This window comes from Brevibacterium sp. 239c (genome assembly GCF_900169365.1).
Lineage (GTDB): Bacteria > Actinomycetota > Actinomycetes > Actinomycetales > Brevibacteriaceae > Brevibacterium.
This window is the reverse complement of sequence record NZ_FXZH01000014.1, coordinates 46232-72247: the sequence shown is the minus strand read 5'-3', so window position 1 is coordinate 72247 and position 26016 is coordinate 46232. Positions and strand designations below refer to the sequence as shown.

The window sequence follows — 26016 nt, the reverse complement described above, 5'->3', positions numbered from 1 at the left end:
CTCGGCCCGAGATCGCAGGAGGCGCATTGGAAGATCTGTCGCTGGCCACGTTGATTTGGCTGCGCATGGCCCGCTTCGTCCAGAACAGCAATCAGCTCTCCAACGACCACCTGCGACAATTCGGTCTCACTGTTGCCCAGTTCGAGGCCTTGGCACATATCCGCAATTTTCAGCCGATCACGCAGACCGACCTGGCTCGGGGACTGACCGTCACCGGCGGCGGCATCTCCCGGATGCTCTCCCGCCTCGAGTCCGAGGGACTCATTTCCCGCACGCAGGACTGGAAGACCAAACACATCACCCTGACCGATAAGGGAGCCGAACTCCTCGAACGGGCTTTCCCCTCACAGCTTCAGCAGCAGGCCTCACTCTTCGACGAGGCCCTCGACGAGGAGGAGAAGACGCAACTGCATGCACTGATGAAGAAGCTCTACGACAACAGCCGCCGACGGCAGGACGGCGAAGATCGGGCCTAGGGAATATCTCGTACCAATTGTCAGTTGACGTGGCAAACGAGTAGTTTCTGAGGAGATGGATTTGAGCGAACCCGCCGACCAAACCGAGCCCACCGATCCGACTGCGTCCACCGACCAGACGAAGCCTACGAACATGATGGATCACCTGGGATTCGCCTCCGGTCAGGGACTGCAGTTCGGGATGTACAGCCTCGGCGATCATCTTCCCGACCCGGCCGACGGATCTCGCGTGGGTGCAGGCGAGCGGATCCGCGAGTTCATCGGCTACGCACAGGCGGCCGAGGACGCGGGCTTCGATTTCTTCAGCGTCGGTGAGAGCCATCAGGAGTATTTCGCATCTCAAGCCCATGCCGTCATCCTCGGTGCGATCGCCCAGGCGACGAGCACGATTCGCATCGGCAGCACCTCGACGATTCTGAGCACCTCGGATCCGGTGCGTGTGTTCGAGAACTTCTCCACGATCGATCACATCTCCGGCGGTCGCGCCGAACTCGTCGCCGGCCGCGCCTCGCGGATCGGACTCTTCGAACTCCTGGGCTATGATCTGCGCGACTACGAGGAACTCTTCGAGGAGAAGTTCGATCTTCTCAATCGGATCAATCGGGAGGAGTCGGTCACCTGGAGCGGGCAATTCCGTGCACCTTTGAACAACGCCGAGGTGCTCCCCCGCCCCGAGCAGGACCCGCTGCCGATCTGGCGGGCTGTGGGCGGTGCCCCGACGAGTGCGATCAAGGCCGGGCTGGCCGGAGTGCCCATGGTCATGGCCCACCTCGGCGGGACCACCTCGTCGTTCATGCAGACGGTCGACTCCTACCGTGAGGCGGCTCGTCACCGGGGATTCGACCCTGCCACCTTGCCGATTGCGACCGCCGGGTTCCTCCACGTTGCCGAAACGTCACAGGATGCGCTGCGCGGGCTCTACCCTCATATCAACGAGGGAATGAAGCGCACGAATGGCCAGGGCATGCCCAAGCAGCTCTTCGCCCAGGCCGTTGATCCGCACAGCATCGTCAACCTCGGCAGCCCGCAGCAAATTGTGGAGAAGATCCTCCATCAGCACGAGGTCTTCGGTCATCAGCGCTATCTCGGTCAGATCGACTTCGGCGGAATGCCCTACGAGAAGGTGATGAAACAGATCGAGACCATCGGCTCTGAGGTCATTCCCGCCGTGAAGAAGTACACAGCCACGAACGAGAACTCGAATCAGCCCAGTGCCTCGACCCAGCACAGCGTCTCGGCCCAGCAGACCACAGAGGAGGTTTCCCGATGAAGCTCGTCGCCATCTCCGGCTCGAATGTCGGCACGAAGACACGCACCGTCATGGAACACGTCACCCAGACGGTGATGGCCCAAGACCCAGATGTCGAGGCCACCCTCATCGACCTCGCCGAGGTCGACATGGTCTTCAGCGACGGCCGCAACTACACCGAATACACCGGTGACACCGCTCGCGTCACCCAGGTACTCATGGGTGCCGATGCGATCATCATCGGCACCCCGATCTTCCAGGCTTCAATTCCGGCAACGCTGAAGAACATCTTCGACCTGCTGCCGACGGGCGCCTTCCGGGACAAGGTCGTGGCCATGGTCGCGACAGCAGGCTCGGCCAGGCACTACCTCGTCCCCCAACAGCAGCTGCAGCCGATTCTGACGTACATGAAGGCTCAGGTCGTCCACCCGTATGTGTTCGTCGAGGGCAAGGACCTGCTGCGCAATCAGATCGTCAACGACGAGGTCATCGCCCGCCTCGACAGGCTCGTCGAAGACACCCTCGTCCTCACGCAGACCTACGCTTCGATCCGAGAAGCCAAGGACGCCGCCTACGGGTTCTGAGCTGCGGACTGCCAGATCCCCCGCATCGGCTGCTGGCCGCGATGGCAGACAGCGCAGTCTGGGCGACGGCGAAGCCAATAGGCAAGTGTGGCCCCTGCGAGTGCAAAGCCCCACACGATCCACAGATTCATCGGCGACAGCAGCAGGTGAGCGAGTCCACCTGCTGTCTCGCTGCCGGCTTCGATCGTCTTCTGCACATTGACTCGCACGAACATCAACGATGATCCTGGCCACAGCAGGGAGATGAAGCCAGCGGGAATGATCGCCACCAGCGGATTGATCGCTCGGCCCCGCAGCAACGGCACCAAGAACGGCCATCGTTCACCCCACCGCTGGACCAGCCCCAGAGTCAGAACTGCACCGAGGAGGCCGAAGGTGGACAGTCCGGCACCGAAGATCCAGATTCCGGGCGCATCGATGTCGCCCTGCTGGATCTGAGCCCGACTGATCCCATCGGCTGGGACACCGAAGAGCAGCAGATACCTGGTCACCGCGTACGGCAACGGGCAGATCACTGCGATGATCGTCGCGATGAGGCCCCACCGTCTCGCGCCCCTGCGAGTCGTCCACCACGACAATTCCGGCGACCGACCGCAGACCGGGCATCCGCCGCGGACCCGCCGCCAGAATTCGCCGAGGGCCATCAGCGCGAGCAGGATTCCGCCGAGCTGCCAGAACCCATGAATCGCGGGGATGCTGAACATGGCTGTCAAGAACTCACCGAATCCCACCTGGCCTTCAGCGGAGTGAAAGAAGATACGCGAGACCACGAACACCGGGACTCTCGCGACCACCATCAGCGGCCTGTAGTCTCCGACGAGCACGAGTCCGAAGCAATAGCTGAGAATCACGCCGGTGGCGACCCTTGCCGGCGCCGCACCTCGCGCGGAGTTCAACAGCCACAGTAGAGCAAGCAGGACCAGGGTCGTCGCACCGATGATGATTGAGAGACCCGTCGGTGCCGATACGGCGTCGAGCAGCGAGACCGGAACCGGACTCGAATCCCAATGACGGCCATAGGGATAGAGCGGCGCCCCTGCCGCCCAGGCGATTCCGAGACTCAAGTAGATCACCGACCAGCCCAGGGCCAGCACTGCCCACCTACGACCCGCCGGATCACGTCTGTGCGGATCCCCCCTGCTTGGGGGCGGGCGGCTACCCGCGTTGAGTTTGACCATTTCTGTGTCTTCCAATCTTCTATGCGCCAGCGTATAGTTACACCAACAAAAGAAATATACGCACCCGTATATTTTGGTGTCAAGAGTATTCCCGACTGAACGGAGGAACCATGGCGAGAGCACGCACGCCAAGAGAGAGCTGGATCGACACCGGGCTGCAGGCACTTGCCACAGGTGGCCCTGAGGCGGTCCGAATCGAGGTCTTGGCCAAAGATCTCGGAGTCACCAAGGGCGGCTTCTATGGTTTCTTCGCCGACCGCAATGACCTTCTGCACGCCATGCTCGACACGTGGGAACAGCGCGCCGCCGCTGACGTTTTGGCCCAGCTGGAGTACGAAGCCGGAGATCCGATCTCACGAGCACTGCGCGCGCGAGACCTCACCTTCGCCAGCGATCTCTTTCCGATTGAACTGGCCATCCGCGAGTGGAGCCGCCGCGACCCGGACGTCGCCCAACGACTTCACCGCGTGGACCGTCAGCGGATCGACCTTCTGCGCGAGGCGATCGGAACCGTCTGCACGGATCCCATCGACGTTGAAGCCCGCAGCAGTCTCGCGTTCTACGCGGCAATCGGCGCACACTTCGCCACCGTTGATCACGGGCAGCTCAATTCGGCTCAGGTCGATGCTGCCTCCACTGCACTGCTCTTCGGCGGCGACGATGTCTCCTGATCTGAGCAGAGAGCGGGCCATTCTCATTCGCGGGGCCCAGGTGATCGGGGATGATGACTCTGGGCATGTCACCGATGTTCTCGTCGAAGGAGGACGAATCACCTCGACGATCACCGATCATGACGTGACCACCAATCCTCATGCCCCCTCCGAGGCGCAGGTTATCGACGCTGCAGGCAAGACTCTGATTCCCGGACTCATCGATGCTCATCTCCACATCGACTACCTCGGAGTCCGCAGCAACCTCGGCGCATATCTGCGTTCGCGCCGTCACACGCAGACGCTGCGGGATCTGCTGCACAACGGAGTGACCTCGGTGCGGATGATGGCCGATCCTCTGCCGCAGATCGCACGATTGCGGAAACGCAGCGGCAGCGCCAAGCGGCCCGGTCCGCGTATGGTCATCGCCGGCCCTGCACTGACGGCTCCCGGTGGACATCCAGAGGTCACGGTCTGCCGCGATAACCCGTGGCTGCAGAAGCACATGGTTCGCGGCGTCGACAATGCAGACCAAGCCAGATCGGCGGTCCGCTCTCTCCACGCCCAGGATGTCGACCTTATCAAGATCGTTGTCCAGGGTGGGGGCTATGCGGAATTCGGCGACCGCCTGAACAGGCTCAGCGACGAGGCCACCCGGGCTGTGCTCGATGAAGCCCACTCCCTGGGCCTGAAGATCAGTGCGCACACTCACTACCAGGACGATGTCGCCGCACTGCTGGCCCTGGGCATCGACAGCATCGAACACGGGGTCATCGAGGAGGACATCAGGGACGATGAGTTCCTTCGCCGCTGGGCTGAGTCCGGTGTGCCGTTGGTATCAACGCTGGTCATTGAGGATCTGGTCCGCAATGAGACCGGGGACGCGTACCTGGCCACCGCCAATGCCAATCTGCGGCGGGCCTACGAAGCTGGGGTCCAGGTCGTGGCTGGCACCGACAGCATGGCCGGAGCCATGTCGCCGGGTGCCCTGCATGAGGAGCTGCGACTCCTCGTCGATGCGGGCCTCCCACCCGCAGCAGCGATCCGTGCGGCCACACGTAACGGTGCGGACCTGCTCGGGCTCGACGACCGAGGACGCATCGACGTCGGAGCGGTCGCGGACCTTGTCCTACTCAATGCCGATCCGCTGGATAACATCGACGCGAGCACGGATATCGCCCTCGTCATTCAGAACGGACGGATCGTGCACAGTCCCGCAGGCAGACAACGCATCGAACTCTCCGAATTCGTCGTGCCGGCCCACCCTGCTACCCGTTTCCTCGACACCTCCGGAAGTGCCTTCGACGAGACGGTCGTCATCGAGGTCGATGCCACGACTTTCGCCACCGACGGCACACGCACCATCACCTACACCGACCCAGTATCGAGTGCCGTGCGGCGCGTCGAAACACTTCGCTCGGAACCAACGCTGTCCACCCTGGAGTGGACGTGCCAAATCCCCGAACAAGGCACGGACCTGATCGCACGTCGCTCCGGAGGCCAAATCGAACTCACAGGGAATTTTGACGGCTCCGAGGTCGCCCATACCTACCCACTGCGCGGCAGTCATTGGCTGCAAGGGATGTTCTTCGATCTGGCGACATCCATGTCCGCGGACGGCCAATCCCTGAATTTCATCGCCATCGGCACGACCGGTCGGGGCGCACTCAAAGCCAGCGAATTCGAGGTGACCAAGGCCGACCAAGCAGGTTCGGCCACGATGGTAATGCCACGGTGGCGGCGTTGGTGGTCGGCCCAGCTCAACTCGGACCTCGGCGATGGATCACTGATTGCGGCTCACCTCGACGAAGGCACAACGATCACTAGAATGTACAACTCCCCTCCCCCGCCCCAGGAAACGGAAGGAACTGGATCATGAGCACACGAGTTGGTCGGGGGCCACGTGTTGGTCGAATCCCCCGCGAGGAACATTTCGATCGCGATTGGCGGGTCCACGCGATCGCCCCCGATTTCCATGTCGAGGACGTTTGGGCTCTCCCCTTCACGGGCACAGCAGATGATTTCGACACTCTGATGTCATACGTCGGCGGATCCCACCATGGGAAAGACCACCCGTTGATGGTGCGCTTTCTGTGGACGGTTCGGCATAGGCTCGGCCGTGCCTTGGGCTGGGATACCGAGGACAGTGGGAGCGCTGATTGGACGGAGTCGCTGCGTGAGCGACTGCCTGGGGACCTGCGTGATGGGCCTCGCGGGCCGGTTTTTCCTCACGCCCCGTTCTCGCCGCTGTACCTCCTCGACAATGAGTTCGCAGCCGAGATAGCCAATCGGACCATGCACGGAGTCATGCATCTGAGCTGGGTCCGCGATGGCGAGGGATATCGCGGTCAGATGGCCGTTCTCGTCAAACCGAACGGGTGGCTAGGAACGGCCTATATGTCCGCCATCAAACCGTTTCGTCATCTGCTCGTCTATCCCGCAATGCTGCGACAGTGGAAGCACCGGCAATAGATCCGCTTCGCCCAGGGCTTTGCCAGTGGCCTCGTCCACGTCGACTCGCGATTGTCCCATGCGGCAAGTGAGGCTGTTGCCAGCTCCCTGCCAAACGCAGCGAATATTATGTAGTTGCACTTTCAATCAACTTTGGAGATCGCTGTGTACGCCACGACTGGATTCCCGACCTTCGCCCGCGACATCATCACCGTCATCGCCAGGATCGCCCTCGGCGTCATCTTCATCGCCCACGGTTGGCAGAAGTTCAATGAGTGGACCGTTGCCGGAACCACGCAGTCCTTCGCTCAGATGGGTGTGCCGCTGCCGGACATCGCTGCACCGTTCGCGACGTTCGTCGAACTCATCGGCGGAGCGCTGCTCATCCTCGGCGCTCTGACGCCGATCGTCGGGATCCTGCTGGCGGCCAACCTCATCGGAGCGCTGGTCCTCGTGCACCTGGTGCCCGTGCCATTCGTCGACCAGGGCGGCTGGGAACTCGTGGCAGCCCTGGCAGCAGGCGCCCTTCTGCTGGCCGCTATGGGACCGGGACGCCTCAGCGTCGACCGGTTCCTGCTCAAGCGGAAGAAGGGGTCGAAGGCCAAGGAGTCGACGGCCAGAGGGAAGCGCAATGCCGTGCCTCAGAGTTCGGCTACCGCGAATTCCGCCGACTAACGCGAATCCCGTCGACTGACTGGGAGTCGGATCACCCGGCAAGGTCGCAGAGTCCTTCACACAGATCAAGAGAGCCGCTCGTCTACTAGGTCAGAGCCTGCAGAATTTGTGTGCACAGAACTTCGTGAGTGGTGATTGTGGGGTGGATCCCGTCCTCGCCGAAAGCATTCGGCGCAGCTTCGGATGCAACCGCAGAGCCGTTGACGACCACATCACTGCCTGTCGGCAACCTCTTGGTCAGGTCGTCAAGGTCAGCGTTCGTCCAGGTGATCCCGGCAGCCGCGAAGTGAGGAAAGGACGCGATGCGAGATTCGTCGACGAGCGTCGGCGTGACCCACACCCACGTTCCTTTGCCATCAGGCAGTGACAGTCGGCGAATCTCTGCAAGATTGCGCAGGGTCTCACCCTGGCTCACCAGCATGGTCCCGGCAGGTCCCCCGAGGCGCTGAGAGTCGTTGGTACCGAGCTTGCAGAAGACCCAATCGGGTGCCTGCCGCTGAACCGCAGGCAAGGCAGAGAGAGCCTCTGTGGTGGTGGCACCGGGGACGGCAAAGTTCGTGAAACGCAATTGCAGATCGGGGCGATGCGCCTCGAGAAGGGAGCGGAGAATCTCGAACCAGGAGAGCCGATCCGCGGTGCTGCTTTCGCCGATCGCTGCCAGGTGGGCACCAGGCTGGAACGGAAGGGCGCCGAGGAGCGGAACCAGCAGCGGTTCGAGTCGCTGAACAGCTGCATTTCGCTGGCGATCGAGTTCCTCGCGGGCCCGGCGGTAGTCTCCTTCGTCGGTTCCGAAGATCGCTGCCACCGTTCTCGCACTCAGATCTCTGGCGTAGGGCAGCACTTTCTCCGGTTGCTGGAAGCGGACAAGTTTCTCAAGCAGTGCAGAGTTTGTCATGGCGTGTCCTTTCGTGCCACGGAATTGCGTTTGCTTGGCAGCTGGAAGGCCGTGATCACAAGCCAAGCCAGGGTCGGGAAGCGGACGATGGGCAAAAGAATCGACAGCGCCGGGAATGCAATGGCAAGAAGCGCGATCATTGCCAGTCCGGCTATCACCAGGCCTGCCCAAGCCAACCAACGAGGGAGCAGGCCGGCGATCAGACCAGGTACGGCGATCCCCGCGATGAGGAGGCCACTGGGAACGATGAAACCGGGACCGCCGGTGATGAAAGCGAGGTCGTGGAGGACCCGGATGAGTTCTGCATGCTCAAGGATTTCGGGTCGAGTCAGAGTCCAGGTGAGCAAGGCCGACATTTGCAGCAAGGCGGCGGAAAGGATCCCACCCACGAGGCCGATGGTGGGTCCGGGCACGCAGACGCCAAGGTGGTTGAGCCGTACCGATGCTGTGGCGGTGAAGATGACCAGCGGGATCGAAGCAGCGAATTGGAGTAGGGCCGTGATGAGAACAGGGGTTGGGTTGTTCTGGAAGTAGCCAACAACGATGTCGGCGTCACCGTACGGCGAGGGGAATGTAGCTCCCTTGGCGAGAACTGTCGGGAGGATCAGTGAGGCCATGAAGAGTGCGACCGTGGCGATCGCAATTGGAGGTAGCGGCGGGCCAACCTTCGGTCGCCGCCCACTTTCTGTCGCGGTGAGCATGATTTTCTCCTGTCAGATTCGAACCGTACCGGCGATCTCCAGCGATTGGTCGCTGCTCCGGTGGCGAGAACAGAGCGTCCAGATACACATTGCATCTTTGCCATGAACCATTCATATCACAGAATGATTCATGTGCGCTAGTATTATTGCGTGACCAATGACTCGAAACAACCTCAGCAGCGTGACGCCTCACAGCGCGTCGCATTCCTCCTATCCCAGGTGGGCATCTATTCCGCCAACCGTTTCGCACTTCGGCTAGAGGAACTGGAGCTGCAGCCTGGAGACGTCGGAATTCTTCGCGTCATCGCCGCCGAAGAAGGATTGAGCCAGCAAGCTCTCGCCGACATACTCGGGGTGGTTCCCAGCCGGGTGGTCGTCCTGATCGATGACCTCCAAAAAAAGGAACTGGTCAGTCGCGAGCGCAGCGCACGTGACCGCCGCACCTATGAGCTTCGGCTTACCACTGAGGGAAAAAAGGTCATGCGCAGGATGCGAACGATCGGCGCAGCCCACGAGGCAGAGATCACGAGCGCACTGACCAACGCAGAACGGGAGCACCTGGCCGCCCTGCTTGGCAAGATCGCTAAAAGTCACGAGCTCACCCCCGACGTCCATCCCGGGTATCGCCAATCGCATCGGTAGCAGCCCCGACAGACTCAATCGCGGAATCGGCTGCGCCTAAGTAGTCGCAGGTCGGGCCTCGAAGCGACGTCGATACTCCGTAGGAGTGGTCTGAAACGCCGCGGCAAAGTTCTGCCGCAAAGTCACCACACTGCCGAACCCACAGTTCACGGCGATCTGATCGATCGACAGACTCGTGGTCTCCAGTGCCCTTCTGGCCTCGTCGAGGCGGCGCATTCGCACCCACGATGCAGGCGTGGCACCCGTCGAGGACCGAAAGCTTCGGTTGAATGTCCGCACACTCATGTGCGCGACCGCGGCGAGGCACTCAACAGACAGTGATTCGTCGAGGTGGTTCACGGCCCAGTCGAGAACCGCAGAGATCGGATCATCGTCGGGCTGTTCCGGCAGCGGCCGTTGGATGTACTGTGCCTGGCCCCCATCTCGGTGGGGCGCGATCACCAGACTGCGCGCCACCTGGTTGGCTGCCGCGGCCCCCAGACGTGTGCGCACCATATGAAGGCAGGCATCCAGCGCCGAGGCGGTGCCCGCCGAAGTGATGACATCGCCGTGATCGATGTAGAGGACGGAATCATCGATCTCCAGGTCCGGGTGTCTTCGGGTGAGCTGGTCGAAACCCTGCCAGTGCGTCACCGCCTTACGGCCGGCAAGCAGACCCGCGTCTGCGATGGGAAATGTGCCCAGGCAGAGGCCCGCAATGGTCGCACCCCGGTCATGCCTTGCCACAAGCAGCCGACGCAGGTCCTGCCCAGCCGGGCGACCATCGTCGTACCAGGATGGAACAACGACAACCTCGGCGTCGGATGCCACTTCGGGTCCACTCACACCGGTGATCTGATACCCCTCCGCCGTCGCAATCGGACCGGAATCGTCGGAGAACAGGATGGTCTGCCAGGGGGCGAGCCCTTGCCGCGCGACCTCGTCAAAGACCATCTGCGGCACGGACAGGTGGAACATGGTGATGCCGGTGAAAGCGTAGATGGCGATGCGCACGGTGGAACTCCTCCAGATTGGCGTAATTCCATCGTAGATGAGCATTCGTGCTACTGGTGGTGCTCGGGTGAAGCTCGCACTCTGGAGATGTGCCGCAGATACGCGCCACATCCTCACTCACGACACCTTTGGAGATCCGATATGTCTACGCCTCGCCGCGCCCTTGTCCTCGTCGATGTGCAGCAGCAGTACTTCGACGGCCTGCTGGAGATCCAGTACCCGAGCCATGAGCAGTCACTGCCCAAGATCACTGCGGCCATCGATGCTGCTGTTGCCGCCGACATCCCGGTCGCCGTCTTCCAGCACACCATGGGCACCGACGCACCGGTCTTCAACCCGAACGAGCCCGGATACGCACTCCACCCCGAGGTCGAACGCCGACGGTCCGAGTCCTGGAAGTCAGTGGTCAAAGAGTACGGCTCTGTCTATGCGGACACCGATCTGGAGGCGTGGCTGCGCGAGAAGGACGTCGACACTGTGACGCTGGTCGGCTATATGACCAATAACTGCATCCTCTCCTCTGCGGCGGGGGCTGAGGTTCTCGGATTCACCACGGAGGTGCTCTCGGATGCGACCGGTGCCATCAATATCGCCAACGATGCCGGCTTCGCCGATGCGAAGACCGTGCACACAACGCTGATGGCGCTCCTGCATTCGAACTGGGCCTCCGTCGCAACCACGGATGCTTGGACTAAGGCGCTGACGTCTCAGGTCGCACTGCCAAAGGGAGACCTGGGCAGTTCGGCAGCCACCGGTGCGCAGAAGGCTGGACAGAACTGAGCTGCTCAGGGGCAGAGCACGCGTATCCTGAGACGATACCGGGAACCAGGATCAGTCCGATGCCCGTCCGGCGGAGCGTCCATGTGCCAGTCCGGTCGAGATTCCGATAGTGACGGGCTGCGGCGAGGGTGCTGGCGCACAGCAGCCGGTGGTATCCGCGGTGTCGTCGCAGCCGGTGGTGTCGTCGGAGACGGGGGTGTCGCACGAGGAGCCGATGTCGGCCGAGCACACCCCGGTTTCGGGAAGCACAAGCTCGACTGAGTCGGCTGCTTCCTGATCGCCGGCGATGGCGGCGACGATCGAGCGAACTTGCTCGTAACCGGTGGCCATGAGGAACGTCGGCGCGCGACCGTAGGACTTCATGCCTGCGATGTAGAAGTCTTCCTCCGGGTGAGCCAGGAGACGGGCTCCGTGCGGTTCGACGGTTCCACAGCTATGGTGTTCCGGATCGATGAGTGGCCCCAAACCGGTGGGCGCCTCGACGATCGGGTCGAGGTCGAGCCGGATCTCGCGGAGGAAGCTGAGATCCGGACGAAAACCGGTCGTCGGAACCACGCGGTCAACATCGAGAGAGACCGCGCCGGCAGGAGTGGCACCGCTGACGGCGAGTTCAATCGCCGTGTCTGAACCTGTGGCCTCGTGCCTGATGGTGGGCGCCGAGGTGGCGCTCCGGTCCGTAGTGCCCAGCCCCGTGATCGTCACCGAGGTATGGACCTCGATGTGTCCGGTCTCGACGAGGTGGCGCAGGCGGGTACCCAGTGCTCCGCGTGCTGGGAGTCCGTCTTGGTCTCCACCGCCGTAGACGTCGGCAGGGTCGGACCCGCGCATTACCCAGCTGATGCGAGTGGAAGGTTCGGCTTCGCGGAGCTCGCCCAAAGCCAGCAGAGTGTTGGCCGCCGAGTGACCGGCCCCAACGACAAGCGTGTGCCGACCGGCGAACTGCGCACGGTCCCGGCCGAGGACATCGGGCAGCGGTGAGGTGACGAGCCCGGCCTCGCGGGCCTCATCTTCACCGAGTGCCGGCAGTCCTGCTTGGCCCAGCGGATTCGGGGTCTCCCAGGTGCCGGAGGCGTCGATGACGGCGCGAACAAAGTGGTCCTCGATCTCCCCACCCTCGTTCTGACTGCGAACGAGGAATGGGGTATCGCCGCGACCTGGGGTGGGGGTGCGGTCCTTGCCGACACGGCTGACTGCGATGACCCGCGAATGCGTGCGAATAGCGCCGCTCAGCTGTGGGGTCGCGGCCAGTGGAGCGAGGTAGTCGGTGACGAGTTCAGCTCCTGTCGGCAGAGAGTCACCGTCGGGCTCCACCCATCCTGTCGGTTCGAGCAGTGCTCGGGCGGCCTGGTCGATGTTGTACTTCCACGGCGAGAAGAGACCGATGTGGCCCCACGCACTGACAGCTGCAGCAGGTGTCGCGCCTGCCTCGAAGACGAGCGGTTCCATTTCGCGAGCGATGACGTGCGCTGCGGCAGCGAGACCAACCGGCCCGGCACCGATGACGGCAACCGGGAGTTCGCCTGTGGTGGTGTCAGTCATGAGTCGTCCCCTCTGGAGGTGCGTCGTGCCCAGAAGCGCTGGAGATTGACAGGCTGGACAGCAGCGCTTCGATGCGGGCGCGGATATCGTCGCGGATGATCCGCACTGCCTCGATTCCCTGACCTGCGGGGTCATCGAGGGCCCAGTCTTCGTACCGCTTGCCGGGGAAGATGGGACAGGCGTCGCCGCAGCCCATGGTGATCACCACATCCGAGGTCTTCACGGTGTCCGGGGTGAGCACCTTCGGTTGCTGGTCGGTGATGTCGATGCCCACCTCAGCCATCGCCTCGGCGGCGGTCGGGTTGAGCTGATTCGCCGGCTCACTGCCTGCCGAGCGGACCTCGACCTGGTCGCCTCCGAGCTCGCGGAGAAACCCGGCCGCCATCTGCGAGCGGCCCGCATTGTGGACGCAGACGAAGAGGACGGTGGGTTTCGGCGCTGTCGTTGTCATGGGCGCGGATCCTGTCGGTTCGAGGACAACTGGTTTGAGGTGGATTCTGGGAAGAATCGTTTGCGTGACCACAGGGCCACGTAGACGAGGGCGACGAGGATGGGGACTTCGATGAGTGGGCCGACGACTCCGGCCAGGGCCTGCCCCGAGGCGACCCCGTAGGTGCCGATGGCCACGGCGATGGCGAGTTCGAAGTTGTTGCCCGCGGCGGTGAAGGCCAAAGTTGTCGTCTTCTCGTATCCGAGCTTCAGGGCATGCCCGACGACCATTCCGGCGGCGAAGACGATGGTGAAGTAGATGAGCAGAGGCAGGGCGATGCGCGCGACGTCCAAGGGGTTCGAGGTGATCTCATCACCCTGGAAGGCGAAGAGTAGGACGATGGTGAACAGCAGTCCGTAGAGTGCAAACGGTCCGATCTTAGGCAGGAACCGGTCTTCGTACCAGGTTCGGCCTTTGGCCTTCTCGCCGATGGTGCGGGTCAGGAAGCCAGCCAGCAGTGGGATGCCGAGGAAGACGAGGACGCTGAGAGTGATTGCCCAGAAGGAGAATTCGCCGCTCGTCGTCGGCAGCCCGAGCAGGTTCGGCAGCCACTGCAGGTAGAACCAGCCGAGGATGCCGAAGGCGAGGACCTGGAACACGGAGTTGATGGCAACGAGGACGGCCGCGGCTTCACGGTCACCGCAGGCGAGGTCGTTCCAGATGAAGACCATGGCGATGCAGCGGGCGAGGCCGACGATGATCAGTCCCGTCCGATATTCGGGAAGATCGGGCAGGAAGATCCAGGCGAGGGCGAACATGAAGGCGGGTGCGGCCAACCAGTTGATGAGCAGAGACGTGATCATCAGCTTCTTATCGGTCAGCACCCGACCGGTCTCGTTGTAGCGGACCTTCGCCAGCACCGGGTACATCATCACCAACAGCCCCAGGGCAATCGGCAATGACACATCGGCGACTTTCACCGAATCGAGTGCGGCTGCGAGTCCGGGCACGAGGCGGCCGAGAAGCAGCCCGAGAATCATCGCGGCGATGATCCACACGGGCAGGAAACGGTCGAGTGTCGACAGTTTGACCTGGGCTGGCTCGCTGGTGGTGGCGGTCGCGGGGGTACTCATCGGACTCCTCGAGCGAATCTGCTCACGGCAGGGTTCGCTCTGTCATATACATCGAAGGTTATCGATATGAATCTAAACACTACATATCGACAACTGTCAATGTATGGGCATAATGGAGTAGTGACCACTGAACAGACATTGCCCGCACCCGCCTCGGCGGCCTGCTGCACGACGCTGACCGGCGAACCCTTGGACGAGGATCAGGCACGGGACTTCGCACGGATCCTCAAGGCCCTGGCCGATCCGACTCGCCTGCGCCTGGTCTCCCTAGTCGCCGCCCACGAGGGCAATGAGGCCTGCGCGTGCGATCTCATCGATCCGGTCGGACTCGGCCAACCCACGGTCTCCCACCACCTGAAGATCCTCGTCGATGCCGGTGTCCTCCACCGCGAGAAGCGGGGAGTCTGGTCGTATTACTCGCTGGCAGCCGAGACCCTCGAGCGCATCACAGCGTTTCTCACCCCTGCGTAAGACGATGGGCCGCGCTCCACCGGTTCGGGGTACGCTCCGAAAAGGGACTTAGATCGCTCTGAGCATCAGTGCACTCGAAGCCCAGCACCACTCCCCCGACGAAAGCAGATAGGTCAATGACCAAGACTGTCCTTCAGGCCAGCCTGGACGTCTTCCGCAGCCACGGAATGACGACGATATTCGGAAATCCGGGATCGAACGAACTGCCATTCCTCGCGGGGCTCGGCGATGACTTCCGATTCATCCTCGGCCTGCACGAGCAGGTCGTCGTCGGCATGGCCGAAGGCTTCGCGCGGGTGACAGGACGTCCGGTTCTGGTGAATCTGCATGCCGCATCCGGCTCCGGCAATGGAATGGGGGCACTGACCAATGCTCATTACGGCCACGTTCCGCTGGTCATCCTCGCAGGCCAGCAGGTCCGCCGCACCGTCGGCCAAGAAGCGATGCTGGCCAGCACAGATGCCGCCACACTGCCGACACCGCTGGTGAAGTATTCCCATGAGCCGCTCTCGGCCGCCGACGTCCCCCGAACCCTGTCCCAAGCTGCCTTCGAGGCAGTCACTCAGCCCAGCGGACCCGTGTATGTGTCGGTCCCCTTAGACGATTGGGACGAAGAAGCACTCGAGGACGATGACCTGCTGCCGGCGCGATCGGTGTCAATCGGACGCGGCCTCGGTCCGCAGCTGCAGCGAGAGCTGCTCGCCTCGCTTGACGGAGCACAGCGGCCTGCCCTCGTGGTCGGGCCTCAGGTGGATGCCGCCGCTGTCGCCGATCCGAGCGTCATGGAGGACGTGACATTGCTGGCGGAGAAACTCGACGCCTCTGTCTACATTGCCCCGTCTCCCACCCGGTGCCCCTTCCCGACGACCCACCCGAATTTCGAAGGCGTCCTGGTCCCCGGGATCCAGTCCGTGCGTGATCAGCTGGCCGACCATGACGTGGTCCTGGTGCTGGGTGCCGCCGTTTTCAGGTATCACCGGTGGGAGCCGTCGAACTATCTGACTCCCGGCACCGAGGTCATCCAGATCACTCAGGATCCGCGCGAGGCCACTCGGGCACCGTTCGGCAAGGCCGTCATCACCGATGTCGCCAGCACCACGGCCACCCTTGCGGCACAGATCGCCGATCGTGGCACCCGACGCGGTGAGCGCGGGTCACGCATCATGAACCCGGCCCCCACCTCGGCGGAGGGAATGACCGGTCAAGAGATTCTCGAGGTGCTCAACGAGTACGTCAACGATTCGGTGTCCTACGTCAACGAGACCACCACCCTGGACCTGGACTATCTTGAGCGGGTCGCCATCGACCGGCCCGGAATGTACAGCTTCCCAGCCTCTGGCGGCCTGGGATTCGGGCTGCCCGTGGCCGTGGGAATGTCGATCGCGGCACCGGGGAAGACCATTGTCGCCACCGTCGGCGACGGCTCGGCCAACTACGGCATCACCGCACTGTACACCGCCGCCCAACTGCAGACGCGCACGGTATTCGTCATCATCAACAACTCCGGATACGGCGCCCTGGCCGGCTTTGCCCAGCGCATGGGCGTACCGAAGGTTCCCGGTCTGGCGCTGGGCGGCATCGACTTCGTCTCCCTGGCCCACGGCTACGGTGTCCCGGCAAAGCGCACGTCCACCCGCGCCGAGTTCGACGCTGCCTATCGGGAGGCACTCGAGGCGTCGGGGCCGGTGCTCATCGACGCCTCGATCGTGTAGGGACTGCGAGGTAAGGGGCCCTCGGCGGCTTCGATTCACTGATGGGCATCGCCTAAGCTGATTCCCATGGGATTCGGGGCTTTGGAACACTATGTGCAAACCACGCGCCTAACCCTGACAGAGGTGGTCGCTGAGGAACAGAACAGCGACTATGAGTCCGGCTGCGCCAAGCTGGAGGGAACGTGGTGGCGAGTCCGGACTGCGCGCATCACGCCGACCAAACCGGGTGCTTTCGTGGCCGTTTGGGGTCGCACCCCGGAGGGGGTCACCGCGCCCTTCTCCGAAGGCGACGACTGTGCGGGCCTTCTGGTGTTCGTCTCGGACGAAGACCACCTTGGTGCGTTCAGGTTCCCCACCGCGGACCTGGCCACGCTGGGAATCTACTCTTCACAACGCTCGGCAGGGAAACGCGGCTTCCGGCTCTACCCGCCTTGGTCCACGTCACTGAATCCCCAAGCAACTCGAACTCAGCGCAAGCAGACTCCGTTCTTCGAACACCTCGGCTGACACATCCGAATACCTCGGCTGAGTCATTCGGACAACGACACCACGGTTTGTCCCCCACAGACTTGGCTCGATACGCTGAGGACTGAGCACTACCGGCAAGAAACGTTCGGGACGACCCGAACGCAATCAGTCACGATGAGGACGGCCTCGAAGAACAGGAATGCCCGTCATGACTGCCGCCATTCGCAGCATTCTCACTCCTACTGCCATCGTTCGCCTCGTCCTCGGCTGGGGTGCCTTCGCCGCACTCCTCTTCGCGGGCCCCCTGTTGGCTCCACCCGTTCCGGGACCACTTCTCGTCACCGCCTTGGCCATCATCGTCGGCGTCATCCTCATCTGCGCCTTCGGAGTCGTCCATGAGGCCGAGCACCTGGCTCGTCGCCTCGGCGATCCCTATGGCTCCCTCGTTCTCACACTCTCGATCGTGCTCATCGAGGTCGTCCTCATCGCCGCTGTCCTCTTGGGCCCTGGCGAGCATGCGACGATCGGCCGAGACTCGGTGATGGCCGTATCGATGATCATCCTCAATGCCGTCATCGGCCTGTGCCTGCTGGTGGCGGGTCTGCGACATGGCAGTCTCGCCCACAACCGCACGGGCGTCTCGACCTACCTATCGCTCATCATCGTCTTCGCCGCCCTCGCCTTCGCCCTGCCGGCCCTGATCGGCACGAACGGCAGCTACGAGGCGTGGCAGGAGATCCCGATCATCGTCATCACGATCGGCATCTACGCCTTCTTCCTGTTTCGTCAGATGGGCGCTCAGGCCGCGGACTTCCATGAGGTTGATCCGCGCCCGACCATGCCCGCCGAGATGGCCGGCATGACCGCGTCCAGAACACAGGAGGACGGCGCAGCAGTCACTGCCGTCGAGACTGCGCCGAAACAGAGCATCGTCGAGATCATCTCCACCCACCGCACCGAGATCATCGTGCGCTTGGCCCTGCTCATCGCCACGGTCACGCCGATCGTCCTGCTCAGCCACGATATGGCGTCGCTGCTCGATGATGGGCTGGGCCGTCTCGGCGCTCCGGTGGCTCTGTCGGGGGTCGTCATCGCACTCATCGTCTTCCTCCCGGAGACGATCACCTCGCTGCGGGCAGCATGGAACGGCGAGATCCAGCGGGTGAGCAATCTGTGCCACGGGGCGCAGGTGTCAACGGTGGGGCTGACGATTCCGACGGTGCTGCTCATCGGGCTGATCACCGATCAGCCGATCGTGCTCGCGGAGTCGCCGGCAAACCTGTTGCTCTTCGCCGTCACTCTACTGGTATCGGTGACGGCATTCGCGGGGAAGAGGGTCAACGCCGTCCATGGTGCGGCACACCTCGTCCTGTTCGCGATCTTCGGAATCACGCTCTTCTCCTGAGAGAGCATGAGCAGGCCGAGGACCGCGGCGAGGCCTTTTCAGCCGAGTGGCCCGCGTCGACGCACAGCGAGTTCGTCGGTGATGCGTTCGAGGCTGCCGTTCGAGGTCAGGGCGGCCCAGCCTCGAGCCAGAGTCTGAATGAGGGCAGGGTTGTCCAGTCGCTTCAGTCTCAGCCGGTCATGGGAGGGCTGGAGGAAACGACCCATGCCGAAGAGAACTGCTGCGTACCCGCAGGCGAGAAACAGCACCGGAATTATCCACATGCCCTCATCGTCTCTCTGAGCAACAATCAAGCACAAGCAACTGTTTTCATATGTCTGTCAGTAATTGCCATACAATCAGCCTTATAATCAATTGCATGCTCGACACCCACCGACTCGCGATCTGGAGAGCCGTGGTCGCCAGCGGCTCCGTCCAGCAGGCCGCGGCCAATCTCCGATACACTCCGGCGACGATCAGCCAGCACATCATCCGGCTGCAGAAGGACGTGGGCCTACCCCTCTACGAGCGGAACGGGCGGGGAATCGCGCCGACTCCCGTCGGGGTGCGCCTGGCCGAGGAATCCGGTGAAGTCTTCTCCAGCCTGCAACGCCTCGAAGCCACGCTCGGTGACCTGCGTCGAGGCCCGCGACCAAGACTCGAAATCGGTTGCTTCTCCTCGGCGGCGAAGGAATGGATACCCACCATCGTCTCCTCGGTCGTCTCCGAATTCCCCACGGTGCAGTTCGAGATCAGCCTCAGTCCCGCGACGGATGCCGAGGACTGGAGTCCGCACGATCTTGAGATCCATTCGGAAGAGCCTTCTCTGCCTCCAAGGACGATTCCAGGATTCCGCCGGCAGGTCCTGACCGAAGAGGGCTACCAACTCGTCGTCGCCTCCGATCATCGTCTGGCCGACGCCGAGGCGGTTTCGATGTCTCAGCTCAGCGACGAAGCGTGGGTCGACGCCGACATCAGCAACTCACCGGCAGCTCTCATCGTCTCCCGGGCGTGCAATGCGGCCGGCTATGAACCCAGCTTTGCGGCGGGCTCCGATGACCACTACGCGGTCCTGGCCATGGTCGCCGCCGGGGTCGGGGTCTCAGCCCTGCCCTCGCTGGCGATTCGAGACCTGCCGAACGGAGTCACAGCGGTGCCACTGGTCGATCCGACACCTCGGCGCCGGATCGTCCTGCAGACGCGGGAGGCGGTGCATCATTACCCCTACGTGCGCACTGCGGAGACTCTCATCCGCGCACGGGCACAGACCGCATAGTCGCCGCCGATGTGGGTGAAGCGAGAGCTTCCTTCGGCGAGGCAAGAGAGTGCCCGGCCGCGCATTCGACGACAGCCCGCACCGGTTCACCACAGTCTCGGTGGAACACTTCGAGCGGCGGCCCATCGGTGTCAGTGCAGTGCTCGTCACCCCAGCGCAGCAGCGAGATCATCACCGGATAGAGATCGAACCCCTTGGACGTGAGCCGGTATTCGCTGCGTGCCCGCCTCCCAGGTTCGCGATAGGGCGTGGTCGCGAGGACTCCGGCGTTGACGAGCTTGCGCAACCTGTCGGAGAGCACCGGATCGGAGACACCGACATGGTCCCGGATCTGGTCGAACCGGCGCACGCCATTGAACGCTTCACGGAGGATGAGCACGGTCCACTTCTCCCCGATGACATCGAGTGTCTTCTGGATCGAGCATCCTGCGGTGTCGAAGTCCAGCCAGTCCATGGGTGCTCCCTTCCTCGCCTCTTCTGCAGTTGACCTGTCGCTCCAGCATAGGCTAACTTCAAATTACTTAGCCAGCTTTTCCGACGGCTTCCCGGCCATTTCAATCAGCTCAAAGGAGAACGCATGAACGCACCATCAGGAACTGTCCCGGACGTCTCGCTCGAGACAGCCAGCCGCTTCGTCGCCGCCTCGGGGCTCATCATCGATGAAGTCACGAACACGAGCGTCCGCGGCCATGCCGACCTAGGGGCAGACCATCTCACGCCGTGGGGCGTCGTCCATGGTGGCGTCTACACAACGATGGTGGAGAGCGCCGGAAGCATCGGAGCCAGCCATGCCGTGTCCGAGCGCGGCGAGTTCGCCGTCGGCGTCCACAACGCCACCGATTTCCTGCGCCCGACCACCGGTACCCGCGTCGCCGTCGCGGGCTCCGCACTGCACCAGGGCCGCTCTCAGCAGCTGTGGGAGGTCATCATCACCGACACCTCATCGGACAAGGTTCTGGCCCGAGGTCAGCTGCGCCTGCAGAACGTCCCGCTGCCGAAGGAGGCCAACTGAGGTGAGCACTGATTCAAGCACTCGCGAAACCGCAGTGACCTGGACAGATACCTCGCAGGGGCTGTCGCTGTTGCCGACGATGGACGGCATCGATTTCCTGCGCAAGATGGCCAGCGGCGAGGTCCCCGGAGCCCCCATCGGCGCGCACATCGGAATGCAGATCGCCGAGGTGGATGAAGGCACGGTCACCTTCCACTGTCATCCCGATGAATCCCATTACAATCCGATCGGCATGGTCCATGGCGGCCTGGTCTGCACACTGCTCGACTCGGCACTCGGCTGCGCCGTTCACACGACCCTGCCCAAGGGCACCGGCTACACCTCGATCGAGATCAAGGTGAACTATCTGCGCCCGGTCTCCAAAGACAGCGGGCCTCTGGTCTGCACCGGCCGCGTCACCAAGGGCGGTCGCCGCGTCGCTTTCGCCGAGGGTGAGGTCGTTGACAATAAAGGCAAGACCGTCGCCACTGCCTCCGGCAGCCTGCTCATCTTCCCACTCTCAGCCAAGTAGCGCCCGGATCTACGGGTGCGAGTCAGTCGGCGCGGGTGGGTGTCAGCCAGCGCCGGCAGTCCGATCCCTGGTGGAGGCGTCTGCGTCGTCATCGGCCGGATTTGCTGAGCGCTCCGTCGAGTCGGTTCCCGAGGGCTCACCGGAGGGCTGTGGCGATGACTGCTGCGTGGACTCCTCCGCGGTCGGTTCAGCCTTCACGCTCTCGCCCGGTTTCGGCCAACTCACTTCACTGGTGAAGGCAGGCTGATCTGCGCAGGTGTCGAGCACGGCTTCCATGGCACCCTTTTCAGCGGCGGCCACCCACAGTCCGTACTTGTGCTTGACCGCGATTTGGCGAGAGACGTATTCGCATTGGAAGGACTCATTCGGTGGCAGCCACGCGGCCGCGTCTCCGCCGCCCTTCTGTCGAATAAGGTCTGCGCTCACGGTCAGCAGGTTGAGCGGGTCGTTTCCGAACTCCCGCAGCTCCTCGGCGGACATGGCTGCCGCCCCGGTCTGCCAGGCGTTGGAACCGGATACGATGTAGTCGATGTCGACATTGGTCGATCCGCGCTCGAAGCCGTATGCCTTGCCCAAGTATTTGTCCTCGAGGTCACCGGCGGTGGCAACGCACCCCTTCGTCCCGGCCTCGATCTGAAGGCTCCTGAGGTCACGCCTGAGCGCATCGTTGCGTGTATCGCAGCCGTTGCCGTCGACGTCGGCGGACCAGTCGAAGAGCTGCGGGTCGTAACCGGTTCGATGGTCCTTGCCCTTGACCTCCAGCTTATCGAGCATCGACCGTGCCGCGCCCATCTCTGCGGTGCCTGCACTCTGCCGGGGAGAATCGCTGTTGTCTTCATCGCCTGCTGCGGGCTTCGCCTCATTCTGTGCCGAGACATCAGGGCCCGAACTCGCGGGTACTTCTGAGTCGCCGCCGTGCGGTCGATGCCCAGGGGCCGGTGCCGCCGAGGCTGCAGGTCGTGAGGGCACCGGGTCGGAATCGGCGGAGCCTCCTCCGCCGGTCGACCATGCGACTTCGCCTCCGATGACCTGATCCGCACTGCTGCCTGCGCACCCGGAGAGGAGCGCAAAAACGATCATGGTCACTAGGGCCAGAAAAGAGACTGCCGAAATTCGAGTGCTGCGAGTAGCGTCTGCGGAGTTCATCGAATTGGCCACGCTTGAAATGTTAGGGCAGGTTGTCTCTATAACGGTGGAATCTGTCCATACCGTCACCGATTCGTTATCTGTTGAAATCGAAATAGTTGGACTTCCGGGGAGGTCAGTGGCCGCGGCGACTATTCGCAGCCGACCCCATCACCATCACGGTCCAGGTGGGACGCATACCCCGGGTCATCTCGGTGAACAGGTGCTGCTCCGGCAGCACGAGCCGCGGTGCAGTTCTTGAAATAGACCGAGCCAGACGACCCCGAACCCGAGGAATTTGATCTCGATCCCGAGCTCGATCCCGAGTCTGATCCCGAGCTCGTCTTCTTCCTTGAACTCGTCGACTTCTTCGAGCTCGACTTCTTCTTCGAGGCGTCCTCCGCGGTCTTCACATTGTCGCCCTCACCTGGTCCTGGCCAGGCGACGTCCTTCGTGAATGCTGGCTGGTTGCTGCAGGTGCTCAGCACTCGCTGCATCGCGGACTTCTCGGCTTTGACGACCCACAGGTCGTACTTGTGCTTGATCGCAATCTGGCGGGAGACGTATTCGCAGCGGTAGCTCTTTGCCGGTGGCAGCCAGGTCGCGGCATCGCCGTCTCCCTTCTATCGGGAAGCTCCGATATCAGATGGCTCGGAGTTCCTCACCTGTAGAGATCTCTGATGGCTTACATCGAGAATGCATGAATAGATTGCATAACCGGTTGATCTCGCGGAATCCTGGGCAGGGCGTGGGGTTCGCGGTATAAGGGGCATATGACTCCTGTCGACGCCGCCAGCGAACCAGATGAACCTGGCCGAGCGTCACCTCCTGTTTTGAAGAATCCCATTTTTCGACGATTGTGGCTGGCCAATTTTGCCGGCTACATGGGCAACCAGGTCACCACCTTCGCGTTAAGCATCACCGCCGTCGTGTTCCTCAACGCTTCGGCGTTTGAAGTTGGACTCATCGCCGCGTTGTCTCGCAGTGCATATCTCTTCTTCGGCATTCCCGCCGGTGTGTGGATTGATCAATACGAGCAGGGGAATACGGATCGCCATCCGACGAGACCGATGCATCACAGGCTGGGACATACCGAGTCGATCGAGGCTGACGTAGAGCGCTCTGCGCTCCATCACAGCGGCAGCTTGGGTCACCCCCACCGAACAGGACACCAACAGGTAGGACACCGCCAGGGCAGCGACCACGACGGTGCGGATGTCGCCGAAGAACTGGATCTGCTCCGGGGTGACGGCATCGGAGACGTTCTGGACCATGTCGAGGAAGCCAAGCACTGAGCCTGCCGGGACCGCGATAAAGCTGGCAAGCGCGACCCCGGAGACCTGCCTCCACGCCGCCTGGGGCGACTCGAGCACCGTCCGCGCCGCAATCAGCGATGCACCATTGTCGGATCGCCGGAGCCGACGCTGAGCGGACCGACCGACCAAGAAGGGGCCGAGGATGTTCAGCACAGCCATCACCGAGACGATGACGAGTACCAGCGCGAGGGTGATGCCCACTGTGCCCCAGCTGGCTGATGTCAGCTGCAGGACCAGGACGGCCCCCGCTACGACGAGCGCGGCGATCACCAGCCGGAGCCAGTGCATCCGCGGGGCGCTCTGGCGCATGCGCACGCCGAGCGGCGAGATCATCACCTGCTTGAGGCTCGCGACCGCGCTGATGAGCGCGACCAGCACGACGCAGCTCGCAAGCACGACGACGAGCGCTGGTGGCAGGATGGCACGATCTATGCCGAGCGTGTTGCCGGCGACCGGTACCAAGGCCAGCGCCGGGGTAATGGGAAGGGCGAGGGCGGCCCCGAGGAGCGCTCCCAGCAATGCGAGCATTCCGGCTTCGACGAGAGCTACTTTTCGGACCCAGCTGGGGGTCGCGCCCAGCAGTCGGAGCGTCGCCAATCGATCTTCGCGCCGGCGAGCTGACAGTCTCGCGGCCGAGCCGCCGAGGGTACTGACCGGGACGACCATGACTGCAAGCATCGCCACCGCCAGGATCCGGTACTGACCGAATCCGCCGGGATCGGGTGCGAACCAGAACGCGTTGGCAAGAGTCGACACCGCAATTGACATTGCAGTGATCACTGCAATGGCGATGACGGGCAGAATGATTTCGGAGGCATCCGTACAAGAGGGACGAATCAACAGCCACAGTGCCGTGCGTTGCCCGGCCCTACGTGCCGAGACCCCGGTCGGTGCCTCATGGGTGCTCATCCGTCGGCCTGCCTGTCCGAGAGCTGCTCGACGATCTGCCCGTCGCGCAGCCGCACCACACGCGAGCACGCCGCAGCGACATCCTTGTCGTGGGTGACCAGGACCAGCGCGCGGCCCTGCTCGGAGGTCGAGCGCAGTAGGAGGGCCAGGACATCGGCCGCGGTTCGGGAGTCGAGAGCGCCCGTGGGCTCGTCGGCGAATACGACCTGGGCCTGCGTGGCTCGCGCCCGGGCGATGGCGACCCTCTGTGCCTGGCCGCCTGACAACTGTCCGATGCGGCGTTGTTCGAGCCCGGTCATTCCCAGCTCCTGGAGCAGTTGGCCGGCTCTGGAGTTCGCTTCGCTCTTCGTCACGCCTGTAAGCAGAAGGGGCATCATCACGTTCTCCATCGCGGTCAGCTCGGGAATGAGCATGCCCTGCTGGAAAACGAACCCGAACTCCTGTAGCCGGAGTTCTGAACGAGCTGGGTCGGAGAGCTCGTCGACCCGAACGATCTGCGATCGGCCCTGCCCGTCCAACGTGCGCAATGCGACGGTGCCGTCGTCGGGCCTGATGATGCCCGCAAGAGTGTGCAGCAACGTGGTCTTGCCGGACCCCGATGGCCCCATGATGGCGACTGATTCCCCGTCGTGGACAGAGAAAGACACCCCGTTCAGGGCGACAGCGTCGCCGTATCGCACCTGCAGGCCGGCCGCCGACAGGCGGGGCACGTGGTTTTGCTGAGAAGGTGCGACGGGGTGCTGGTCATATCGCATAGTTCGCTCGTAGCTCATGATTCGACGCTACGGATCGTTCGCAACCGTCTGATACCAACCACGGGTTGATCCTGGCAGGTCATATCTGTGTGTGCTGTCACGGGAGATACCTGTCACTGGTGCTCTTAGGCGCGGATACAGCGACGACTCCGACATAAGCTGCTCGTGCCGGCCTGCGGCCTCGATCCGTCCGTGGTCCAGGACGTAGATCCGATCTGCGCTCTGAATCGTTTGGAGTCGATGCGCGATGACCACGATCGTGCGAGCACCTGACAGCTGGACGAGGAGCTGCGAGAACTTCAGTTCGTTCTACCCGTCCAGGCTCGAGGTCGGCTCATCGAGGAGGATGATCGGGGTCTGTCGAAGCAAAGCTCGCACCAGTGCAAGGCGCTGGCGTTCGCCGCCAGAGAGGTGCGCTCCCTGTTCGCTGACATCGAGAGCCATTCCCTTGTCCGCGAATCCATTCAGGGCATCGAGACCGAGACCCGTCAGCAGTGCCGGAGCGGCCTTCTCGTCCAACCCGGGATTCCCGATCTCCACGTTCTCTCGGAAAGTCCCGTCGATGATCCCTCCGTTCTGGGGGAGATAGCTGATGTGGGCTCTCACATCCTGCCGGCTCAGTTCCTCAACCAGTCGACCTCCCACGGTGATCTCCCCGGAGCACGGGTCGTAGAAGCAAAGCAACATGGGCGTGTCTCCTT

The 26016-nt window shown here is 62.9% G+C and carries 30 protein-coding genes; 16 read left to right on the top strand and 14 right to left on the bottom strand.

The features are described from left to right. Positions 1-26 precede the first annotated feature (26 nt). The 3 genes from BSP239C_RS13450 to BSP239C_RS13440 all read left to right on the top strand — a co-directional run bounded on the left by BSP239C_RS13450 (position 27) and on the right by BSP239C_RS13440 (position 2309). Entirely contained in the window at positions 27-476 is a 450-nt protein-coding gene (locus BSP239C_RS13450) for a MarR family winged helix-turn-helix transcriptional regulator (protein WP_101573713.1), read from the top strand. A 61-nt stretch (positions 477-537) separates the two neighbouring features. Continuing rightward, on the top strand, positions 538-1746 hold the full coding sequence (locus BSP239C_RS13445) for an LLM class flavin-dependent oxidoreductase (RefSeq protein WP_257930205.1): 1209 nt from the start codon (positions 538-540) through the stop codon (positions 1744-1746). Then, entirely contained in the window at positions 1743-2309 is a 567-nt protein-coding gene (locus tag BSP239C_RS13440; protein ID WP_101573712.1) for an NADPH-dependent FMN reductase, read from the top strand. Before BSP239C_RS13445 ends, BSP239C_RS13440 begins: the two co-directional genes overlap by 4 nt. Here the strand turns inward: BSP239C_RS13440 and BSP239C_RS13435 are convergent. Next, a complete protein-coding gene (locus BSP239C_RS13435; RefSeq protein WP_101573711.1) occupies positions 2297-3403 on the bottom strand; it encodes a hypothetical protein in 1107 nt (368 codons plus the stop codon). The genes BSP239C_RS13440 and BSP239C_RS13435 overlap by 13 nt on opposite strands. A gap of 194 nt (positions 3404-3597) precedes the next feature. On the opposite strand from BSP239C_RS13435, the gene BSP239C_RS13430 reads away from it, so the two are divergent. The 4 genes from BSP239C_RS13430 to BSP239C_RS13415 all read left to right on the top strand — a co-directional run bounded on the left by BSP239C_RS13430 (position 3598) and on the right by BSP239C_RS13415 (position 7263). Continuing rightward, positions 3598-4158 carry a TetR/AcrR family transcriptional regulator gene (locus BSP239C_RS13430; RefSeq protein ID WP_101573710.1) on the top strand — a complete coding sequence of 187 codons (561 nt, stop codon included), beginning with the start codon at positions 3598-3600 and terminating at the stop codon, positions 4156-4158. Beyond that, complete coding sequence (locus tag BSP239C_RS13425) at positions 4148-6016, top strand: amidohydrolase family protein (RefSeq protein ID WP_180959034.1); 1869 nt, start codon at positions 4148-4150, stop codon at positions 6014-6016. Before BSP239C_RS13430 ends, BSP239C_RS13425 begins: the two co-directional genes overlap by 11 nt. Then, on the top strand, positions 6013-6609 hold the full coding sequence (locus BSP239C_RS13420; protein ID WP_101573706.1) for a DUF2867 domain-containing protein: 597 nt from the start codon (positions 6013-6015) through the stop codon (positions 6607-6609). The genes BSP239C_RS13425 and BSP239C_RS13420 overlap by 4 nt, the downstream gene beginning before the upstream one ends. Positions 6610-6753: 144 nt before the next feature. Then, positions 6754-7263, top strand: coding sequence for a DoxX family protein (locus BSP239C_RS13415; protein WP_101573704.1), 510 nt, complete (start codon positions 6754-6756; stop codon positions 7261-7263). 85 nt (positions 7264-7348) lie between these two features. Here BSP239C_RS13415 and BSP239C_RS13410 read toward each other — a convergent pair whose 3' ends face one another. Both BSP239C_RS13410 and BSP239C_RS13405 read right to left on the bottom strand, forming a co-directional pair. Continuing rightward, positions 7349-8158 carry an SGNH/GDSL hydrolase family protein gene (locus BSP239C_RS13410; protein WP_101573702.1) on the bottom strand — a complete coding sequence of 270 codons (810 nt, stop codon included), beginning with the start codon at positions 8156-8158 and terminating at the stop codon, positions 7349-7351. Continuing rightward, complete coding sequence (locus BSP239C_RS13405; protein WP_101573700.1) at positions 8155-8859, bottom strand: hypothetical protein; 705 nt, start codon at positions 8857-8859, stop codon at positions 8155-8157. The genes BSP239C_RS13410 and BSP239C_RS13405 overlap by 4 nt, the downstream gene beginning before the upstream one ends. A 150-nt stretch (positions 8860-9009) precedes the next feature. On the opposite strand from BSP239C_RS13405, the gene BSP239C_RS13400 reads away from it, so the two are divergent. Continuing rightward, positions 9010-9501, top strand: coding sequence for a MarR family winged helix-turn-helix transcriptional regulator (locus BSP239C_RS13400; protein WP_101573698.1), 492 nt, complete (start codon positions 9010-9012; stop codon positions 9499-9501). Positions 9502-9537: 36 nt separating this feature from the next. Here the strand turns inward: BSP239C_RS13400 and BSP239C_RS13395 are convergent, their stop codons facing one another. After that, complete coding sequence (locus BSP239C_RS13395) at positions 9538-10494, bottom strand: GlxA family transcriptional regulator (protein ID WP_180959033.1); 957 nt, start codon at positions 10492-10494, stop codon at positions 9538-9540. A gap of 141 nt (positions 10495-10635) precedes the next feature. Here BSP239C_RS13395 and BSP239C_RS13390 point away from each other — a divergent pair, with 141 nt between their 5' ends. Next, positions 10636-11274: an isochorismatase family protein gene (locus BSP239C_RS13390; RefSeq protein WP_101573694.1), complete on the top strand. Its 639-nt coding sequence runs from the start codon at positions 10636-10638 to the stop codon at positions 11272-11274. Positions 11275-11325: 51 nt separating this feature from the next. On the opposite strand, the gene BSP239C_RS13385 is transcribed toward BSP239C_RS13390, so the two are convergent. Genes BSP239C_RS13385 through arsB form a run of 3 tightly spaced genes read right to left on the bottom strand, consistent with a single transcriptional unit; the run spans position 11326 to position 14376 of the window. Beyond that, the gene (locus tag BSP239C_RS13385) at positions 11326-12813 is read right to left on the bottom strand and encodes a flavoprotein (protein ID WP_101573692.1); all 1488 of its coding nucleotides are present in this window, start codon (positions 12811-12813) and stop codon (positions 11326-11328) included. Further along, complete coding sequence (locus BSP239C_RS13380; protein WP_101573690.1) at positions 12806-13264, bottom strand: arsenate reductase ArsC; 459 nt, start codon at positions 13262-13264, stop codon at positions 12806-12808. The genes BSP239C_RS13385 and BSP239C_RS13380 overlap by 8 nt, the downstream gene beginning before the upstream one ends. Further along, positions 13261-14376 carry an ACR3 family arsenite efflux transporter gene (arsB, locus tag BSP239C_RS13375; protein WP_101573688.1) on the bottom strand — a complete coding sequence of 372 codons (1116 nt, stop codon included), beginning with the start codon at positions 14374-14376 and terminating at the stop codon, positions 13261-13263. The genes BSP239C_RS13380 and arsB overlap by 4 nt, the downstream gene beginning before the upstream one ends. 120 nt (positions 14377-14496) lie before the next feature. Here arsB and BSP239C_RS13370 point away from each other — a divergent pair, with 120 nt between their 5' ends. The 4 genes from BSP239C_RS13370 to BSP239C_RS13355 all read left to right on the top strand — a co-directional run bounded on the left by BSP239C_RS13370 (position 14497) and on the right by BSP239C_RS13355 (position 18432). After that, positions 14497-14847 (top strand): ArsR/SmtB family transcription factor, encoded by a 351-nt coding sequence (locus tag BSP239C_RS13370; protein ID WP_374701034.1) that lies wholly within the window; start codon positions 14497-14499, stop codon positions 14845-14847. Positions 14848-14963: 116 nt separating this feature from the next. Continuing rightward, entirely contained in the window at positions 14964-16559 is a 1596-nt protein-coding gene (mdlC, locus tag BSP239C_RS13365) for a benzoylformate decarboxylase (RefSeq protein ID WP_101573684.1), read from the top strand. A 93-nt stretch (positions 16560-16652) separates the two neighbouring features. Beyond that, positions 16653-17066, top strand: coding sequence for a MepB family protein (locus tag BSP239C_RS13360; protein ID WP_257930204.1), 414 nt, complete (start codon positions 16653-16655; stop codon positions 17064-17066). 169 nt (positions 17067-17235) lie between these two features. Then, positions 17236-18432, top strand: coding sequence for a calcium:proton antiporter (locus tag BSP239C_RS13355; protein WP_101573796.1), 1197 nt, complete (start codon positions 17236-17238; stop codon positions 18430-18432). A gap of 38 nt (positions 18433-18470) precedes the next feature. Here BSP239C_RS13355 and BSP239C_RS13350 read toward each other — a convergent pair whose 3' ends face one another. After that, positions 18471-18695 (bottom strand): hypothetical protein, encoded by a 225-nt coding sequence (locus BSP239C_RS13350; RefSeq protein WP_101573680.1) that lies wholly within the window; start codon positions 18693-18695, stop codon positions 18471-18473. A 95-nt stretch (positions 18696-18790) separates the two neighbouring features. Here BSP239C_RS13350 and BSP239C_RS13345 point away from each other — a divergent pair, with 95 nt between their 5' ends. Beyond that, positions 18791-19687, top strand: coding sequence for a LysR family transcriptional regulator (locus tag BSP239C_RS13345; protein WP_180959032.1), 897 nt, complete (start codon positions 18791-18793; stop codon positions 19685-19687). On the opposite strand, the gene BSP239C_RS13340 is transcribed toward BSP239C_RS13345, so the two are convergent. Further along, positions 19659-20141 carry a helix-turn-helix domain-containing protein gene (locus BSP239C_RS13340; RefSeq protein ID WP_101573675.1) on the bottom strand — a complete coding sequence of 161 codons (483 nt, stop codon included), beginning with the start codon at positions 20139-20141 and terminating at the stop codon, positions 19659-19661. The genes BSP239C_RS13345 and BSP239C_RS13340 overlap by 29 nt on opposite strands. 123 nt (positions 20142-20264) lie before the next feature. Here BSP239C_RS13340 and BSP239C_RS13335 point away from each other — a divergent pair, with 123 nt between their 5' ends. Next, positions 20265-20699, top strand: coding sequence for a PaaI family thioesterase (locus tag BSP239C_RS13335; protein WP_101573673.1), 435 nt, complete (start codon positions 20265-20267; stop codon positions 20697-20699). Between the two features lies 1 nt (position 20700). Next, positions 20701-21210, top strand: a complete 510-nt coding sequence (locus BSP239C_RS13330) for a PaaI family thioesterase (protein ID WP_101573671.1) — start codon at positions 20701-20703, stop codon at positions 21208-21210. 42 nt (positions 21211-21252) lie between these two features. Here the strand turns inward: BSP239C_RS13330 and BSP239C_RS13325 are convergent, their stop codons facing one another. The 5 genes from BSP239C_RS13325 to BSP239C_RS13305 form a co-directional block, all read right to left on the bottom strand. Further along, positions 21253-22290, bottom strand: coding sequence for an HNH endonuclease family protein (locus BSP239C_RS13325; protein ID WP_193078958.1), 1038 nt, complete (start codon positions 22288-22290; stop codon positions 21253-21255). Positions 22291-22487: 197 nt separating this feature from the next. After that, a complete protein-coding gene (locus tag BSP239C_RS13320) occupies positions 22488-22832 on the bottom strand; it encodes an excalibur calcium-binding domain-containing protein (RefSeq protein ID WP_101573667.1) in 345 nt (114 codons plus the stop codon). Between the two features lie 414 nt (positions 22833-23246). After that, positions 23247-24560 (bottom strand): FtsX-like permease family protein, encoded by a 1314-nt coding sequence (locus BSP239C_RS13315; protein ID WP_101573665.1) that lies wholly within the window; start codon positions 24558-24560, stop codon positions 23247-23249. Beyond that, on the bottom strand, positions 24557-25315 hold the full coding sequence (locus tag BSP239C_RS13310) for an ABC transporter ATP-binding protein (RefSeq protein ID WP_101573663.1): 759 nt from the start codon (positions 25313-25315) through the stop codon (positions 24557-24559). Before BSP239C_RS13310 ends, BSP239C_RS13315 begins: the two co-directional genes overlap by 4 nt. A 309-nt stretch (positions 25316-25624) precedes the next feature. Further along, positions 25625-26002 carry an ATP-binding cassette domain-containing protein gene (locus BSP239C_RS13305; protein WP_101573661.1) on the bottom strand — a complete coding sequence of 126 codons (378 nt, stop codon included), beginning with the start codon at positions 26000-26002 and terminating at the stop codon, positions 25625-25627. Between the last annotated feature and the right edge of the window lie 14 nt (positions 26003-26016).